Origin of the sequence: Rothia sp. HMSC066H02 (assembly GCF_001814995.1) — a bacterium.
In the GTDB taxonomy this organism is placed as follows: domain Bacteria; phylum Actinomycetota; class Actinomycetes; order Actinomycetales; family Micrococcaceae; genus Rothia; species Rothia mucilaginosa.
The window spans coordinates 33,865-50,286 of the sequence record NZ_KV818683.1 but is presented as its reverse complement, the minus strand read 5'-3'; the positions used below and the strand labels follow the sequence as shown (position 1 = coordinate 50,286).

General features: G+C 61.1%; 15 protein-coding genes. 4 read left to right on the top strand and 11 right to left on the bottom strand.

Going from position 1 to position 16,422, the window contains the following annotated elements; translation table 11 throughout:
- Position 1: 1 nt before the first annotated feature.
- From sdhA to sdhC, 3 genes are read right to left on the bottom strand one after another with little or no spacing between them, the layout of a single operon-like run.
- Entirely contained in the window at positions 2 to 1,765 is a 1,764-nt protein-coding gene (gene sdhA, locus HMPREF2999_RS04415; protein ID WP_049338687.1) for a succinate dehydrogenase flavoprotein subunit, read from the bottom strand.
- 51 nt (positions 1,766 to 1,816) lie between these two features.
- Entirely contained in the window at positions 1,817 to 2,302 is a 486-nt protein-coding gene (locus HMPREF2999_RS04410) for a succinate dehydrogenase hydrophobic membrane anchor subunit (RefSeq protein WP_005506820.1), read from the bottom strand.
- A 3-nt stretch (positions 2,303 to 2,305) separates the two neighbouring features.
- A complete protein-coding gene (gene sdhC, locus HMPREF2999_RS04405) occupies positions 2,306 to 2,764 on the bottom strand; it encodes a succinate dehydrogenase, cytochrome b556 subunit (RefSeq protein ID WP_005506819.1) in 459 nt (152 codons plus the stop codon).
- Between the two features lie 346 nt (positions 2,765 to 3,110).
- Here sdhC and HMPREF2999_RS04400 point away from each other — a divergent pair, with 346 nt between their 5' ends.
- Positions 3,111 to 4,220, top strand: a complete 1,110-nt coding sequence (locus HMPREF2999_RS04400) for a mannose-1-phosphate guanylyltransferase (protein WP_070676828.1) — start codon at positions 3,111 to 3,113, stop codon at positions 4,218 to 4,220.
- A 288-nt stretch (positions 4,221 to 4,508) separates the two neighbouring features.
- Positions 4,509 to 5,912, top strand: a complete 1,404-nt coding sequence (locus tag HMPREF2999_RS04395; RefSeq protein ID WP_246823075.1) for a hypothetical protein — start codon at positions 4,509 to 4,511, stop codon at positions 5,910 to 5,912.
- 104 nt (positions 5,913 to 6,016) lie between these two features.
- Here the strand turns inward: HMPREF2999_RS04395 and HMPREF2999_RS04390 are convergent, their stop codons facing one another.
- From HMPREF2999_RS04390 to HMPREF2999_RS04380, 3 genes are all read right to left on the bottom strand, one after another.
- A complete protein-coding gene (locus HMPREF2999_RS04390) occupies positions 6,017 to 6,595 on the bottom strand; it encodes a 2'-5' RNA ligase family protein (RefSeq protein ID WP_070676096.1) in 579 nt (192 codons plus the stop codon).
- Positions 6,596 to 6,646: 51 nt separating this feature from the next.
- On the bottom strand, positions 6,647 to 7,711 hold the full coding sequence (gene trpS / locus HMPREF2999_RS04385; protein ID WP_070676095.1) for a tryptophan--tRNA ligase: 1,065 nt from the start codon (positions 7,709 to 7,711) through the stop codon (positions 6,647 to 6,649).
- An 86-nt stretch (positions 7,712 to 7,797) separates the two neighbouring features.
- Entirely contained in the window at positions 7,798 to 8,673 is an 876-nt protein-coding gene (locus HMPREF2999_RS04380) for an exodeoxyribonuclease III (protein ID WP_005506814.1), read from the bottom strand.
- Positions 8,674 to 8,753: 80 nt separating this feature from the next.
- On the opposite strand from HMPREF2999_RS04380, the gene HMPREF2999_RS04375 reads away from it, so the two are divergent.
- Positions 8,754 to 9,587, top strand: coding sequence for a GntR family transcriptional regulator (locus HMPREF2999_RS04375; RefSeq protein ID WP_070676094.1), 834 nt, complete (start codon positions 8,754 to 8,756; stop codon positions 9,585 to 9,587).
- A gap of 106 nt (positions 9,588 to 9,693) precedes the next feature.
- Here the strand turns inward: HMPREF2999_RS04375 and HMPREF2999_RS04370 are convergent, their stop codons facing one another.
- The 5 genes from HMPREF2999_RS04370 to purN all read right to left on the bottom strand — a co-directional run bounded on the left by HMPREF2999_RS04370 (position 9,694) and on the right by purN (position 15,599).
- Positions 9,694 to 10,572 (bottom strand): bifunctional methylenetetrahydrofolate dehydrogenase/methenyltetrahydrofolate cyclohydrolase, encoded by an 879-nt coding sequence (locus HMPREF2999_RS04370; RefSeq protein WP_070676093.1) that lies wholly within the window; start codon positions 10,570 to 10,572, stop codon positions 9,694 to 9,696.
- 206 nt (positions 10,573 to 10,778) lie between these two features.
- Positions 10,779 to 12,053 carry a serine hydroxymethyltransferase gene (gene glyA, locus HMPREF2999_RS04365; RefSeq protein ID WP_070676092.1) on the bottom strand — a complete coding sequence of 425 codons (1,275 nt, stop codon included), beginning with the start codon at positions 12,051 to 12,053 and terminating at the stop codon, positions 10,779 to 10,781.
- 288 nt (positions 12,054 to 12,341) lie between these two features.
- Entirely contained in the window at positions 12,342 to 12,923 is a 582-nt protein-coding gene (locus HMPREF2999_RS04360) for a TetR/AcrR family transcriptional regulator (protein WP_070676091.1), read from the bottom strand.
- 254 nt (positions 12,924 to 13,177) lie between these two features.
- Entirely contained in the window at positions 13,178 to 14,788 is a 1,611-nt protein-coding gene (gene purH, locus HMPREF2999_RS04355) for a bifunctional phosphoribosylaminoimidazolecarboxamide formyltransferase/IMP cyclohydrolase (RefSeq protein WP_070676090.1), read from the bottom strand.
- 214 nt (positions 14,789 to 15,002) lie between these two features.
- On the bottom strand, positions 15,003 to 15,599 hold the full coding sequence (purN, locus tag HMPREF2999_RS04350; RefSeq protein WP_070676826.1) for a phosphoribosylglycinamide formyltransferase: 597 nt from the start codon (positions 15,597 to 15,599) through the stop codon (positions 15,003 to 15,005).
- A gap of 258 nt (positions 15,600 to 15,857) precedes the next feature.
- On the opposite strand from purN, the gene HMPREF2999_RS04345 reads away from it, so the two are divergent.
- Entirely contained in the window at positions 15,858 to 16,421 is a 564-nt protein-coding gene (locus tag HMPREF2999_RS04345; RefSeq protein ID WP_070676089.1) for a 4-hydroxyphenylpyruvate dioxygenase, read from the top strand.
- Position 16,422 lies beyond the last annotated feature (1 nt).

Genomic DNA, 16,422 nt, shown 5'->3' with positions numbered 1-16,422 from the left:
TTTAGTACTTACGCTCCTTCGGCTCGTAGCGGGTGTAGACAACGGGCTTGGTTTCGAATCGCAGGCCCTTGACACCCTCAAACTCGGATTCGGGGTCGAGGTAGACCATCGAGTGCTTCATGAAGTTAACGTCGTCACGCTTGGGGAAGTCCTCACGGTAGTGACCACCACGGGATTCCTTACGGTGCAGCGCACCAACGGACATGACCTTTGCCAGCTCAATCAGGAAGCCGAGCTCAACAGCCTCGAGCAGGTCGAGGTTGAAGCGCTTGCCCTTGTCCTGGATGGCGATGTTCTTGTAGCGCTCTTCCAGTTCAGCAATAGTTGCCAGTGCTGCGCGGATGGTCTCGTCGGTACGGAACACCTGCATGTCAGCTTCCATAGCCTTCTGCAGGTCTGCGCGGATAGCGCCGACCTTCTCGGTGCCCTTGCCTTCGAGGATGCCGTTGAGCATGTTGAGAACGCGGTCTGCTGCGTCGTCCGGAACCGGTACAAACTCAGCGGATGCTGCGTACTCTGCTGCCTTGCGGCCTGCACGCTTACCGAACACGTTGATGTCCAGCAGGGAGTTGGTGCCCAGACGGTTTGCACCGTGGACGGACACACAAGCAACCTCACCAGCTGCGTAGAGGCCGGGGATGGTCTCCTTGCTGTTGTGGTAGACCTCGGTCTCGTTGTTGGTGGGGATACCGCCCATTGCGTAGTGCGCGGTGGGGAACACCGGGATGGGCTGGTGGTGCGGTTCCACTGCCAGGTAGGTACGAGCGAACTCGGTAATATCGGGCAGCTTCTCGTCGATGTGCGAGGGCTCCAGGTGGGTCAGGTCAAGCAGCACGTAGTCCTTGTGGGGACCGCAGCCGCGGCCTTCGCGCACCTCGTTTGCCATTGCACGTGCCACGATGTCGCGGGGTGCGAGGTCCTTAATGGTGGGTGCATAGCGCTCCATGAAGCGCTCACCGTCAGCGTTACGGAGAATACCGCCTTCACCACGAGCACCCTCGGTGACGAGAATGCCCAGGCCAGCCAGGCCGGTCGGGTGGAACTGAACGAATTCCATGTCCTCCAGGGGCAGGCCTGCGCGCAGTGCGATAGCCATGCCGTCACCGGTGAGGGTGTGTGCGTTGGAGGTGGTCTTGAAGATCTTGCCACAACCGCCGGATGCGAAGATCACGGACTTAGCCTGGAAAACGTGGACCTCGCCGGTTGCCAGGTCGTAGGAGACGACGCCGGCGGGGCGGGGCTTGCCCTCTTCGTCCTTGACCAGGATCAGGTCGAGAACGTAGAACTCGTTGTAGAACTCCACATTGTGGCGAACGCAGTTCTGGTAGAGGGTCTGCAGAATCATGTGGCCGGTACGGTCAGCTGCGTAGCATGCGCGGCGCACAGCGGCCTTACCGTGGTCACGGGTGTGGCCACCGAAGCGGCGCTGGTCGATGCGGCCTTCGGGGGTTCGGTTGAAGGGAAGACCCATCTTTTCCAGGTCGAGCACAGCGTCGATAGCTTCCTTAGCCATGATTTCTGCTGCGTCCTGGTCAACCAGGTAGTCGCCACCCTTGACGGTGTCAAAGGTGTGCCACTCCCAGTTGTCCTCTTCAACGTTAGCCAGAGCGGCGCACATGCCACCCTGTGCCGCACCGGTGTGGGAGCGGGTGGGGTATAGCTTGGTCAGTACCGCGGTGCGAACTCGCTGACCGGCCTCAATGGCGGCACGCATACCTGCGCCGCCGGCACCGACGATCACTACATCGTACTTATGTACCTGCATGATGTTCTTTCTGTGTTTTAGATGTTTTCGTTTGTCTCGGATACGTCGCCGTTAGCGTGCCGAGCAGAAGCTGGGGAGCAGTTCAGCCGCTGCGCCGGAGGGGCAGGGGTCGAACGCGAAGATGGTGAGGGTACCAACCAGCAGGACGAATGCGCATGCTGCGAAGAGGATGACCTTCAGCCAAACGCGCAGGCGGTCCTTCTCTGCGTAGTCATCGATGATGACGCGGATGCCGTTAGCACCGTGCAGCATAGCCAGCCAGAGCAACAGCAGGTCCCAGACCTGCCAGAAGGGGTTCGCCCACTTGCCGCCCACGAAGCCGAAGTCGATGGCGTGGATGCCGTCGCCGACCATGAGGTTGGAGAACAGGTGGCCGAAAATCAGCACGACGAGTACGACGCCGGACAGGCGCATACCCAGCCAAGCGAACATCTCAAAGTTGTTGCGCTTGGAGGAGGAGCGGTTGTATTTCACACCGTCGATGCGGTTGTCACGCAGACGGGGTACATAGGTGCGGGGCTTAAGCGGAGTAGCCATAGTTTAGTGACCTCCCATGTGCGAGAAAACGATCGGCAGGTGACGTGCTGCGAAGCCAGCAACGGTGATTGCCCAGAGGAAAAGCACAACCCAGAGAATCTTGATGTGCGTGTAAGTTGCCTTCTGGCTGATTTCGACGTTGCCGTCCTTGTTCTTCGCCTGGATGTGCTCCACGTGTGAGTTGGTTGCCTTACCCCAGAAGTCAATGAGGATAATGCGGATACCGTTGAACGCGTGGTAGACGATGGCGGCGACAAGCGCGGTCTCACCCAGACCCATGATGGGGTTCTTGTACAGGCTCAGTACGCCGTTGTAGGCCTCCGGGGAGATACGCACGACGGCAGTATCCAGGATGTGTACAAGAAGGAAGAAGAAAATCGCGATACCGGTAATGCGATGAGCAACCCAGGACCACATGCCCCAGCGGCCGCGGTAGAGGGTTCCTTTAGAACCATTCAACACTGAATAACCTCCTGCTGCGACGGCGAGCTTCCGGGTTCTGAGGGGTCATTGTGATCCTCAGCTTCCGGGCATAACTGTGTGCTCACCGACTGCTTTTGTTCGTCTGTTACTTCCAAGATATCAGGTAAATTCACAGCTTACTGACACCCTGTTTAGGGTTTTTTTACAGGTTCTAAAAGCGAATTAGGGCATGTTTTTATTACGATATCGCCTACTTCCCTGTGTTTGTGCGGAACTTACCTTAACCTAACCTCAAACATCGCCTAAATGAGAGCCGCCTGACACTTTTTTGTTAAAACCTAAAAGAATTCGATATATGACAAATTCACAAGCTATTCTTGAATCGATGAATACTGCACTCACTCGATTCCGCCCGCTCATTCCCGCCGGCGGTGTTGGCTCGCGTCTGTGGCCTCTATCCCGCGCGCACGCCCCGAAATTCCTGCTCGACCTTACCTCGTCGGGCAATTCCCTGCTGCGTGACACCTACGACCGTCTCATCGATCTCAGCAACGGTTCCGTCATGGTGGTTACCGGCACTTCGCACGCCAATGCGGTTACCCAGCAGATTCCTGAGCTGCGTGCCGCTGACCTGGTGCTGGAGCCCTCCCCCAAGGACTCGGCTGCAGCTATCGGCCTGGCTTGCGCTATCATCCACCGCCGCGAACCGGACGCCATCATCGGCTCCTTCGCAGCTGACCACGTCATCAGCCCCGTGGATGAGTTCCACCGCGTGGTGACCGAAGCTGTCATCACCGCGGCAACCGGCAAGATTGTCACCATCGGCATTACCCCCACCGAGCCCTCCAGTGCGTTTGGCTACATTCATGCCAGCGAGTCCCTGGGCATCGAGGGTGCACCCAATGCTCACGCCGTGGACACCTTCGTGGAAAAGCCGGACACCGCTACCGCACAGAAGTACCTGGATTCCGGTGAGTACACCTGGAACGCAGGCATGTTCGTGGCACCGGCAGCCCTGATGCTCAAGCACCTCGAGGCGAACGAGCCCGAGCTGTACGCGGGCATTATGGAGATCGCTAACGCTTGGGACACCCCCGAGCGTGAGTCCGTCATGGACCGCGTGTGGGAGACCTTGCCGAAGACCGCTATCGACTACGCTGTGGCTGAGCCCGCAGCGGCAGCGGGTGACGTCGCAATGGTTCCCGGCTCCTTCAGCTGGGACGACGTTGGAGACTTCGACGCCGTGGCACGCCTGAACACCGAGAAGAGCGGCGAAGAGCTGACCATTCTCGGCGAGAAGGACAATGTCATTAACCACGGTTGCTCCGGCATCGTTGTTGCAAACACCGAGCGTAAGATCTCTATCATTGGCCTCGACGACATCGTTGTGGTGGATACCCCCGATGCTCTGCTGGTCGCACCGCGTTCCAAGGCACAGGCTGTCAAGGATGCCGTGGGTGAGGTCAAGGCGCGAGGCTTGAACAACCTCCTCTAAATTTTTAGCCCCGAGTAGGGTACATGAGCCTTACTCGAGCGAAAGATACCTCTAGAAACCGGCTCTCTTCTTTTCGGAAGGGAGTCGGTTTTCTTATGCCCTAATGGGTCATTTTGCGGCTAGATTCGAGGCTTTCACCTAGTGGGGCGCGGAAGGATGTTCCCCTGCAGCTGGGCAGGGGGAAGAATGTCTTATGCGCCCCGTGCAGATTGCACTTCCAGAGTCTGATACGAGCCAAGGATCAACCACTATAGAGAACCATTCTCATGTTAGTCTTGGTGCATGCACATGACCCGTAAGTTTTTCCTCACCCGCGCCGGTGCACTCGGCGCTGTAGCCGCCCTCGCCCTGACTGCATGCGGCTCACAGGCCACCCAGAATACACAGACCAGCCCCAGCGCCTCCACCTCCGCGAGCGCAACCCCCGCCCCCATCACCGAAGGCAAGGGCGCGGCAAGCCGCGTCGCCATCACCTACGACGGCGGTGTGCTCGTCTATGACGCCAAGGACATGAAGCTGCTCGCAGACATCCCCAAGGAAGGCTTCCTGCGCCTCTCCGACGCTGGCGATAACCGCCACCTCGTCGTTGCAGACGGCAACAGCTACACCTTCCTAGACACCGGCGTATGGTCCGTAGCGCACGGCGACCACTCGCACTACTACACCACTTCCCCGTCGCTGTCCTCGCTGTCTCTGGCGGCTGACCACACCGGTCACGTCATCAAAGACAACGGCAAGGTCGCGGCATTCGCTGACGGCACCGGCTCCTTCGCCGTGTACGACCCGGCGAAGCTGACCCACGACAAGCGCACCGCCTCCTCCCTGGAGACCACGACCGTCACCCTGCCGAAGCCTCACCACGGCTTCGCAATCCCGCTGCCCAACGACCAGTACCTGGTAGCGGTCGGCGACTCGAAGACCCGCACCGGTGCCGCTGTTGTGGATGCTCAGGGCAAGACCGTCACCGAGAGCCCCGCCTGCCCCGGCGTTCACGGTGAAGCCATCGCTAAGGACGGCGCGTTCACCATCGGCTGCACCGACGGCGCGCTGGTCTACAAGGACGGCAAGTTCACCAAGATCACCAACCCCGAGGACCTCTACTCCCGCTCGGGCAACCAGGCTGGTAAGGCTGACTCCCAGTACGTTCTGGCGGACTACAAGACCGACAAGGACGCTAAGCTGGAGCGCCCCGAGAAGTTCTCCATCATCGACACCGTTGCGGCAACCCGCACCGTCTACTCCCTGCCTTCTGGCGTGAGCTACACCTTCCGTTCGCTGGCTCGTGGCCCTCAGAGTGAGGCGCTGCTGCTGACCACCGACGGTAAGCTGCGCATCTTCGATCCGGCGACCGGCGCGGAGCTGGGCTCCGTACAGCTCATGGAGGCGTGGACCGAGTCTGAGACGTGGCAGGACGAGCGTCCGGCACTGTGGGTGGACGGTAAGACCGCCTACGTGACCGATCCGGCGACCAAGAAGCTTATTGCGGTGTCCCTGTCGAACCCGGCAGCTCCGAAGGAGCTGATGAGCGTGGAGCTTCCGAAGACCCCGAACGAGATCCTGGGTGTTTCTTCTGCGAACGCTGCACCGGTTGAGGCTGAGGCACACGGCTCTGAGGCACACGGCACTGTTTCCTCCTCGGCTTCGGCTGACGCGCACGAGTCCGGAGAGGCTCATGAGGGCCACTCCCACTAGGGCTCTCACACTGAGATAAACCTAGTGAAAGCATAAAGAGAGATGCGACCGATAACCTATCGGTCGCATCTCTCTTTGTGCATGCAGGGTTTATGCGCCAGCTACTAACGCAGCGGCAGAACGCTAATCTCTTCCCAGTCCTGCCCGTCATAGGAGTAGCAGTGCAGGTGATCCACGGTGAAGGTGCGCTGCTCGGCAGGCAGAGCATCAAACACCTCACGGGCGTTCGCCACCTGCTCTTCCGTGAGCCCGTGACCCAGGGTCACGTGCGGCACGTAGGGGAAGGACGCCGCGCCGGCACCGAATAGCTCAACCAGCTTCTGGTGAATCTGCTCGAACTCGGTCTTGCCTGCCTCCAGGTTCAGGTACTCCACCTCGGTTACCGGGCGGAAGGAGTGTACCGAACCCCAGCGTGCTTCAAAACGCGGGGTGTCCAGCGCCTCGCGGAACTGCGGGGACTGCACCGCAGCCAATAGAGACTCGGTCAGCTCCGTCAGGTACACGGTCACGTGGGTGCTGATAGGCGCCACCGCACCACCGGCTACCGCACGCTTCCACTCGTCCAGGCGCTGAACATTCTCACCGCTCACGTGCGCAATAACGCTCAGGTAGCGGTGACCGGGTTTCAGGGTCGGGGATACAGGAGCCGTCGTGGGGCTCGAAGAGTTCTCTTGTGCTGTCATCTCAATCGTGCAGGTAATGCGGCGCCTCAGCCGGTCTGGCTGAACAGCGCGCTAGATTGCGGCGGCAGGCAGGAAGCCAACCTTCTTGTACACGTTCTCAATGGTGACCGTAGCGATCTCGCGGGCAGCGGATGCACCCACAGCCAGCAGGCGGTCCAGCTCGGCGGGGTCGTCCATCAGCTCGAGGGTACGCTCACGCACCGGGGTGAGGCGCTCCACCACGATATCGGCAAGGTCAACCTTCAGGTGGCCGTACATCTTGCCCTCGTAGCGTGCCACAATCTCGTCGATGCTCTCACCGGTCATTGCCGAGTAGATGGAGAGCAAGTTGGAGACGCCGGGCTTAGCCTCACGGTCGTAGGCGATGACGGAGCCGTCATCGGTCACGGCGGACTTGATCTTCTTCTGGGTGACCTTGGGGGTGTCCAGAAGCTTAATCAGGCCCTTATCGGATGCCGCAGACTTGGACATCTTCGAGGTCGGGTCCTGCAGGTCGTAAATCTTAGCGGTTTCCTTCAGAATCACCGGCTCGGGCACCACGAAGGTCTCACCGAAACGGGAGTTGAAGCGCTGAGCCAGGTTACGGGTCAGCTCCAGGTGCTGACGCTGATCCTCGCCCACGGGCACGCCGTCCACCTGGTAGAGCAGGATGTCGGCAGCCATCAGAATCGGGTAGGTGAACAGACCCACGGAGGCGTTCTCGGCGCCCTGCTTCTGGGACTTGTCCTTGAACTGGGTCATGCGGGAGGCCTCGCCGAAGCCGGTGAAGCAGTTCAGAATCCACGCCAGCTGGGCGTGCTCGGGCACGTGCGACTGCACGAACAGCGGGGTGCGGGTCGGGTCGATGCCGGAGGCGATGTACTGCGCCGCGGTCAGGCGGGTACGCTCACGCAGCTCCTCGGGGTTCTGAGGAACGGTGATGGCGTGCATATCCGGGATAAAGAACAGGCATTCGTTATTCGGGTCGTCCTGCAACGCCACCCAGTTGTTCACAGCACCAATGTAGTTACCCAGGTGCATCGAATCAGCCGACGGCTGCGCACCCGAGTAGATACGTGCCTTCTGCTGAGAGGCATTAGGGATGAGGGACTTATCCTGCTTCTTTTCGTCTGCCATAGTTATTTCCTGTGCTGTTCTTCCTGTGCGGTGCTGCGGACGGTGCAGCACATCTTCAAAAACTTATCTGTAGGTGGGTCCGCGTCTTACTCACCGATGCGGTAGTCAACCACGAGCGGCGCGTGATCGCTGAAACGCTCATCGTAGCTTGCCGCGCGGTCCACGACCGCTTCCACGGCGCTTTCGGCGAGCGCCGGGGTCGCCATGTGGTAGTCGATACGCCAGCCTGCGTCATTATCGAACGCCTTACCGCGGTAAGACCACCAGGTGTAGGGGCCGGGCACCTGACCCGCCAGCTCACGAGCCACATCGCGGTAGCCGATATCACCGAAGAAGCGGTCAAAGTAGGCGCGTTCCTCCGGCAGGAAGCCGGCACGCTTCTGGTTAGCCTTCCAGTTCTTAATGTCCAGCTCGGTGTGGCCCACGTTCAAATCGCCCACGATGAGCACGTGATCCGAATGCTTTGCCAGTTCAGGCATGCGCACCAGCATGCGCTCCAGGAAGCGGTACTTATCGTCCTGCTTCTGGGTACCGACCTCGCCGGAGTGAACGTAGGCGCTGACCACGGTCAGGGTCTTACCGTTGGGCAGAACGTAGTCTGCCTCAACCCAGCGCCCCGAATCGTCAAAGTACTCTTCGCCAATATTCGAGCGGGTCGCTACCGGCTGGTTCTCCAGAACTTCACCGGCTGAGTTCGGGGTGCGGCGGGTCGCCACCAGCACGCCGGCGCGGCCCTTCGCGGCAGCCTCCGCGTGCAGAATATGCCACTGGGATTCGTCCAGCAGTTCACGCACGATAGCGTCGGGGGCGCGCACCTCCTGCAGGCAGAGAATGTCGATGTCACGGCTCGCCAACCACGCCGCCATATCCTTCTTGTAGGCGGCTCGGATACCGTTCACATTCACGCTCGCCACGCGAAGCAGACCGCTCGGGCGCGGTGCAGGGGTGTTAGAAAAATGCATAGTCTTAATTATGCCAGTTTGAGGGAAGAGAAATTTTCACTCGTGCGCGTTTTTTCTCTGGCTGAACGGTAAACTATTGGGTGATGAATTCACACTCCTCACATACCACCGACCACGGTGCCCCCTCACATTCTGCGGGCACCACCGCATCCGAAAGTACCGCTCACAACGCTGAGAGCCGCTACGAGCTACCCCCGATTCCCGGCCCCAAGTACGAGCAGGTCATCCACTACATTGAGCAGCGCTATATTATTCCCGGCAAGCCCGGCGATAAGCTGCCCACCGAACGTATGATTCAGCAGAACTTTGGGGTGAGCCGCCAGACGGTTCGTAGCGCCCTGAAGGTTCTGATTGAACGCGGCCTGCTCTACAACGTGCAGGGCTCCGGCACCTACGTTGCCGAGCGCACCGACGCCACCTACATTCCGCGCGTGGACACCTTCGCCGACGATATGCGCCGCCGCGGTTTTGAAGGCTCCACCCGCATGATTGCGACCCGCTGGGTGGACGCCATCGAAGAGATTTCCACCCACCTATCCGTGCCGGTGGGCGAGCAGGTGCTGTTCGTGCGCCGTCTGCGCCTTGCCAACCAGGAAGTCATTGGCTTTGAGCGTTCCTACTTTGTGAAGGCTGCCGCAAGCAGCATCCTGGACGCCATGATGGCGGAAATGTCCGGTGTGATGAGCTCGCTAGACCAGCTTGCCGACACCCCCAACGCTATTAAGCACGCCCGCGTACGCACCAGCGCGGCGCTCTTCACCGACGCCGACGCCGAGGCGTTCAACCAGCAGGTGCCCGTGGGCGAGGCGGCGTTCAAGGTCTGCGCGACCGGCTACACCGAAGAAGGTAGCCCCGTAGAGTACGCAGAGACCCTGTACCTCGCTGACGCCTACTTCTACGAGATGATTCTCTAGCACATGCCTTTTCTCTTGTGATGACAGTGTGAAGGGCGGTGCCCCGGTAGATTGTTCTACCGGGGCACCGCCCTTTTGAGTTATCAGCCCTGAAATGCTGCGAGCCTTACGCCGACTGACGCTCCGCGGTCTCAACCACGTTCACCAGCAGCTCCGCGCGGGTCATCGGGCCCACACCGCCGGGGTTCGGGGAAACCCAGGACGCCTTCTGCGCAGCCTCCGGGGAGACATCGCCGAAGAGCTTCTTCTTGCCGGTTTCCGGGTCCTCAGCGCGGGAAACACCAACGTCCAGCAGGATTGCGCCGTCCTTGACCTGGTGAGCCTTCAGCACGTGCGGAACACCCACAGCGGCAACAATGACGTCAGCCTCGCGCAGCACCTCGTCCAGGTTCTCGGTACCGGTGTGCGCCAGGGTTGCGGTTGCGTTCACCTCGCGGCGGGTCAGCAGCAGACCCAGCGGGCGGCCCACGGTAATGCCGCGGCCGAGCACCACAACGTTCTTACCGTTCCAGTCGATGCCGTGGCGCTTCACCAGCTCAATGACACCGTTGGGGGTGCAGGGCAGCGGGGAATCCAGCGGCTCAGAAACGTTCAGCACGAGCTTGCCGAGGTTAGTCGGGTGCAGGCCGTCAGCATCCTTCTCGGGGGCGATGCGCTCCAGCACGCGGTTGGTATCCAGGTGCTTGGGCAGGGGCAACTGCACAATGTAGCTGGTGCACGCCGGGTCGTTGTTCAGCTTGTCGATCTCTGCGTCGAGCTCTTCCTGAGTGATGTCACCGGGCAGGTCCACACGGATGGAGTTAATACCAATCTCTGCGCAGTCGCGGTGCTTAGCGCCCACGTACGAGCGGGATGCGGGGTCGTCACCGACCAGCACGGTACCCAGGCCGGGGGTAATACCCTTAGCCTTGAGCGCCTCGACGCGCTCCTTCAGCTCTTCCTTGATGGCTGCGGCGGTTGCGTTACCGTCTAGAATCTGGGGCATTGTTTTTCCTTCCATAGATTGCGGCGGGTTCGCCGAAACGGATGGTCTGTGTGTTGGGTTCTAGGGTGTGCCCCTAGAGGTGCCACTCCCCCGCTATCTCCCTCGACGGGTGTAGCGGGCAGGGCGGCAAAAAGTTAGAGGGCGAAATAACCCCGCCCGCTCAGCAGCCACGAAGGGATGCTGAGCGAACGGGGTCATTCATGGGTCTACCAGTTCTCGCTGCCCTGGTAGAGGGGGTACTTGGCGCACAGTGCCTCAACGCGGGCACGCAGAGCGGCAATATCCGGGTTCGGCAGCAGTACGGAAGCGATAATGTCGGCTACCTCGGTGAAGCCCTCGGCGTCGAAGCCGCGGGTCGCCAGAGCGGGGGTACCGATACGCAGACCGGAGGTCACCATCGGCGGGCGCGGGTCGTTCGGCACGGCGTTACGGTTGACGGTAATGCCAGCGGCGTGCAGCAGGTCCTCTGCTTCCTTGCCGTTGAGGGCGTGGTCGCGCAGGTCAACGAGCACCAGGTGAACGTCGGTACCGCCGGAGGCGATTGCAACGCCGGCGTCCTTCATATCCTGCTGCAGCAGGCGGTTCGCGAGGATCTGTGCGCCCTCAACGGTGCGCTTCTGACGGTCCTTGAACGCGTCAGATGCGGCGACCTTGAACGCGGTAGCCTTCGCAGCGATCACGTGCATGAGCGGGCCGCCCTGCTGACCGGGGAACACTGCGGAGTCAATCTTCTTCTTCAGCTCCTCGGTGCAGAGGATGAAGCCGGAGCGGGGGCCGCCCAGGGTCTTGTGCACGGTGGAGGAGACCACGTGTGCGTGCGGGACGGGGTTCGGGTGCAGACCCGCAGCCACCAGGCCCGCAAAGTGAGCCATGTCCACCCACAGGTACGCACCGATTTCGTCAGCAATCGCGCGGAACGCAGCGAAGTCCAGCTGACGGGGGTATGCGGACCAGCCGGCAATAATCAGCTTGGGGCGCTCAGCCAGCGCCAGTTCACGCACCTGCTCCATGTCAACGCGACCGGACTCGTCCACGCCGTACGCGACGACGTGGTACAGCTTGCCGGAGACGTTCAGCTTCATGCCGTGGGTCAGGTGGCCACCGTGTGCCAGGGACAGACCCATGATGGTGTCGCCGGGGTTCAGCAGTGCGTGCATGACGGCGTTGTTCGCCTGCGCACCGGAGTGGGGCTGAACGTTAGCGTGCTCAGCGCCGAAGAGTTCCTTCACGCGGGAAATAGCGAGGGACTCAACGATGTCAACGAATTCGCAGCCGCCGTAGTAGCGGCGGCCGGGGTAACCCTCAGCGTACTTGTTGGTCAGTACCGAGCCCTGGCTTTCGAGGACGGCACGGGGGACGAAGTTCTCGGATGCAATCATCTCGAGGGTGTTCTGCTGGCGCTTGCGCTCCAGCTCAATGGCTTCTGCAACCTCGGGGTCGAGGTCGGCGAGGGGCATCTCGAGGATCTTCTGCTCGGACATTACGCTCCTGGGAGTGTTTTTGCGTTATCTTCGGTCGCTCATCATCGGGGTTGCCGCGGCGTGCGCCGGGCGATCTACAGGAGGCGGCGGGCGCCTCCAGTTGAAAACCCTGAATGAAAAAATATGAGCTACACCTCATAATACCGTAAAGCCCGCTTTCCTTCGAGAAGGAAAACGGGCTTTACAAAGCATCACGATGAAGTTTTACGGCGTCGGCGCGACACCGGTGAGGGGCATACAACACACCCCAGCAGGCTGATCGGCGGCCGTTAAGCGGGTCTACACACCCTACGCCTGACGCAGGATAGCGGAAGCATACTCCAGGTACGCCTCGCGAGCGCTCTCCTTCTTACCGCCAGCCACCAGCTGGGTCTGCACCACGTAACCGGTCAGCACCGACAGCACCGCGGCACCGATAACGGTCAGCCACTCTTCAAGCTCCTCTTCGGTGAAGTCCAGCTCAGCGGCACCCCAGGCGCGGTAGCGTTCCAGGGACTGATCGCGCAGGTAGCTCAGCTGCTCAGAGACGACGGTCGCCAGCTGCGGCATTGCCACAGCCTCACCCCAGGTGACGAGCAGGTGACGGCGAACCTTGGGGGTGTCCAGCACCTTCAGGCACCCGAACACGTAGTCCCAGGGCTGTTCGGCGCGGATGCGGTCGAAGGGCGCCATGTCCATGCGGGCTGCCGCCAGAATGATCTCATCCTTGGAAGAGAAGTGGTTATAAATCGCTCCAGCAGACAGGCCGGTGGCCGCAATAATGTCGCTCATCGAAGCCTTCTGATAACCGTGCTTGATGAAGCATTCGCGGGCGGTCTCTACAATCTGAGAACGCCTGTTCTTTTTGTATTCTTCGCTGACTTTAGGCACAACCTAATCCTAGCGAACTTTTAGCCAATCCGTGCGCATCCTGGTCGCCGTTGACGCGCCCTCATGCGCAAATCCGGCGCAAAATAGAGCAAAAATTCTATAAATACGACTGCCCACAATACGGATGCCCCAACGCTGATGCCTCGGGTGGAGAGCACGAAAAAGCGGGGCACCCCGGGCTCACCAAAAGGTTCACCCGGAAATGCCCCGCTCACAGCAGGCAGCTCAGCGCGCACTGAGCCCGCTACATATTCTTAGTGGAAGAAGTGGCGGGTACCGGTCAGGTACATGGTCACGCCAGCAGCCTTAGCCGCCTCGATAACTTCCTCGTCGCGGATCGAACCGCCCGGGTGCACGACGGCACGCACACCGGCGTCCAGCAGCACCTGCAGGCCGTCAGCGAAGGGGAAGAACGCGTCGGATGCAGCAACCGCACCGCGGGCACGCTCGTTACCTTCACCGCCGAGAGTGTTCGCGCGCTCCACCGAGAGCTTGCAGGAATCCACGCGGTTCACCTGGCCCATGCCGATGCCCACGGCGGCACCGTTATCAGCAAGCAGAATAGCGTTGGACTTGGGCGAACGCAGTGCACGCCACGCGAATTCGAGGTCGCGCAGGGTGGCCTCGTCGGCGGGCTCGCCGGCAACCAGGGTCCAGTTCTTCGGGTCGTCGCCCTCAGCCTGCAGGCGGTCGGCCTCCTGGAAGAGTGCGCCACCGGAAATGGGGCGGTACTCGATGGCCTCGCGGGCAAAGTTCTCGGGCAGAACCAGCAGGCGCAGGTTCTTCTTCTCGCGCAGGATCTCCAGCGCCTCGGGCTCGAAGCCGGGAGCCACAATCACCTCGGTGAAGATGCCCTTGACGGTCTGAGCCATAGCGGCGGTCACCGGGCGGTTAGCGGCAATCACGCCACCGTATGCGGACAGCGGGTCGCAAGCGTGCGCCTTCGCGTGAGCGTCCGCAATCGGGTCAGCCGCACCGGGGGTTGCCACAGCAATACCGCAGGGGTTGTTGTGCTTGATAACGGCAACAGCCGGCTCGTCGAAGTCGTAAGCGGCACGCAGAGCGGCGTCAGCGTCAACGTAGTTGTTGTAGCTCATCGCCTTACCGTGCACCTGCTCCGCCTGAGCAATGCCGGGGGCAGCGGCGGGGTCAACGTACAGGGCGGCACGCTGGTGCGGGTTCTCGCCGTAACGCAGGGTCTCGCTGCGCTCGAAGCCCAGGCCAGCGTACGGGGGCCAGAAGTTAGCATCCTCATCCTGCAGGAACTGGGATGCGGTCCAGGTAGCCACAGCGGTGTCGTATGCGGCGGTGTGGGCGAATGCGCCAGCAGCAAGGCGGCGGCGCTCGTCCAGGGAGAAACCACCGTTCTTAGCGGCCTCAACGGTGCGCGCATAGTCGGCAGGGTCCACAACAATTGCGACGGCGTCGTGGTTCTTCGCGGCAGCGCGAACCATGGAGGGGCCACCAATGTCGATCTTCTCGATGATGGCGTCCTGACCGGCACCGGATGCAACGGTCTCAACGAAGGGGTACAGGTTCACAACCACCAGGTCGAACGCCTCAACGTCCAGCTCTTCAAGGGTGTCGATGTGCTCCTGCTTGCGGCGGTCCGCCAGAATACCGGCGTGGATGCGCGGGTGCAGGGTCTTCACGCGGCCCTCGAGGCACTCGGGGAAACCGGTCACTTCGGTGACCTCGGTGACGGGTACGCCTGCTGCCGCGATGGTGGATGCGGTGGAGCCGGTGGAGACCAGCGCGACGCCAGCCTCGTGCAGGCCGCGGGCGAACTCCTCCAGACCGGTCTTGTCGTAGACGGAAATGAGGGCGCGGCGCAGGGGCACGCGATCGAGCTCAATGAGAGACACAAATACTCCGATGCTTTAGACGTGCACGCCGGTTCTCGGCGGCACAGCTGGTGGATGGACGTAGCCTGCCCGGATAGACAGGATATGTGTGGGGGTATTCCCCGCCGCTGTGCGTGACGCTAAGGTGAGCGCGTCGAATGGGCACAACGGAACGTGTGTGGGCGGCGGGGTTTGAGCTCGGCTCATTCCGCCGCGAAAAATTTAGTGGGCGGAATTAGCTGTTAGATGCAGTGCCGCGGGATTCAGCGCCGTCAGATACAGCACCGTGGGATTCAGCGAGAGACGCGATGGTCTGCACGAGCAGGCGGCGCTCCTGCACCTTAATGCGTTCGTGCAGGGTCTCTTCGGTATCGTCGTCCAGAACGGGCACTGCCGCCTGGGCGAGGATGGGGCCGGTATCAACGCCGGCGTCGACGAAGTGCACGGTCAGGCCGGTAATCTTCACACCGTGCGCCAGGGCGTCACGCACGCCGTGCGCACCCGGGAAGGAGGGCAGCAGGGCGGGGTGGGTGTTAATAATGCGGTTGCTGAAACGCTCAACCAGCTGCGCGTCAACAATGCGCATGAAGCCGGCGAACACAATGTAATCGGGGTCGTAGGAAGCGATCTTTTCTTCCAGCGCGCGGTTCCAGGAGGGGCGGTCGGCGTAGTCGCCGGGCTGCACCAGGAAGGTGGGTACACCCGCCGCCTGGGCACGTTCAATACCCAGACAGGGCTTGTCGGCGCCCACTGCCGCAATGTCGAGGGGAAGCTCGCCCGCTGCTACAGCGTCGAGGATGGACTGAAGATTCGTTCCGGAGCCGGATACCATAACCACAATTCGCACCCGACTAGTATAACCCGTCTCACACCCTTATCCAAAGGGGGTAAGAGGTTCACAAAACACCCAAAGCCCAAAGGTGAGCACAAAGAAACCCCGGCGGGATGAATCCTCACCGGGGTTCACTGGAGTTCATGGGGGTTCATAGGGCTTCACCGGGGTTTGCTGGGCGCAAACTCAACAGGTCGCGAACTCAATAGGCCGCATACTCAATAGGTCGCGGGCGCACGGGACGGTACCCTTATAGGTATGTCTACTCCCCCGCAGAACACTCCGAACAATGCCCCGCAGAACCAGGCATCCCAGAACCAGCAGGTTCCGCCGCGAGCGCCGCAGCAGGCGCCGCAGAACATGATGCCGCCGCATCGGGCCCCTCAGGGTAAGAAGCCGCGTAAGCCCATCGACCCCATCGAACAGCAGAAAGCGAATATTCGCACCTCGCTCATGCTGATTGCTGCCGCGTTGGTGATTTTTGCGGCGTCTTCCTTCGTGCTCTCCACGATGCCGCTTTTCTTGGCGCTCTTCATCTTCGCTCTCGCCGGCATTACCCTGAGCATTATTGCGATTGTGCGCACCGCCGTCTACCGCGGCCCCTGGTTCTTCTACATTGCCGCGGGCGTCAGCATCATCTACGGCGCGATGACCCTGCTCGGCGGCATCGGTCTTGCCCTCATGCCCGGCGCGCAGGAGTACCGTGAGTGCCGCGCCGCCGCGCTGACCCAGACCGACATGTACACCTGCGATCAGAAGTTCCAGGGCACGATGGACAAGCTCACCGGCACGTCCAGCTCTAGCTCTTCTGCAGCTCGTTAGG

Bases quoted from the DNA above. Each gene is read 5' to 3' on its own strand.
- sdhA (WP_049338687.1), bottom strand. From the start codon at position 1,765: ATGCAGGTACATAAGTACGATGTAGTGATCGTCGGTGCCGGCGGCGCA.
- HMPREF2999_RS04410 (WP_005506820.1), bottom strand. From the start codon at position 2,302: ATGGCTACTCCGCTTAAGCCCCGCACCTATGTACCCCGTCTGCGTGAC.
- HMPREF2999_RS04400 (WP_070676828.1), top strand. From the start codon at position 3,111: ATGAATACTGCACTCACTCGATTCCGCCCGCTCATTCCCGCCGGCGGT.
- HMPREF2999_RS04395 (WP_246823075.1), top strand. From the start codon at position 4,509: ATGACCCGTAAGTTTTTCCTCACCCGCGCCGGTGCACTCGGCGCTGTA.
- HMPREF2999_RS04390 (WP_070676096.1), bottom strand. From the start codon at position 6,595: ATGACAGCACAAGAGAACTCTTCGAGCCCCACGACGGCTCCTGTATCC.
- trpS (WP_070676095.1), bottom strand. From the start codon at position 7,711: ATGGCAGACGAAAAGAAGCAGGATAAGTCCCTCATCCCTAATGCCTCT.
- HMPREF2999_RS04380 (WP_005506814.1), bottom strand. From the start codon at position 8,673: ATGCATTTTTCTAACACCCCTGCACCGCGCCCGAGCGGTCTGCTTCGC.
- HMPREF2999_RS04370 (WP_070676093.1), bottom strand. From the start codon at position 10,572: ATGCCCCAGATTCTAGACGGTAACGCAACCGCCGCAGCCATCAAGGAA.
- glyA (WP_070676092.1), bottom strand. From the start codon at position 12,053: ATGTCCGAGCAGAAGATCCTCGAGATGCCCCTCGCCGACCTCGACCCC.
- purN (WP_070676826.1), bottom strand. From the start codon at position 15,599: ATGGTATCCGGCTCCGGAACGAATCTTCAGTCCATCCTCGACGCTGTA.
- HMPREF2999_RS04345 (WP_070676089.1), top strand. From the start codon at position 15,858: ATGTCTACTCCCCCGCAGAACACTCCGAACAATGCCCCGCAGAACCAG.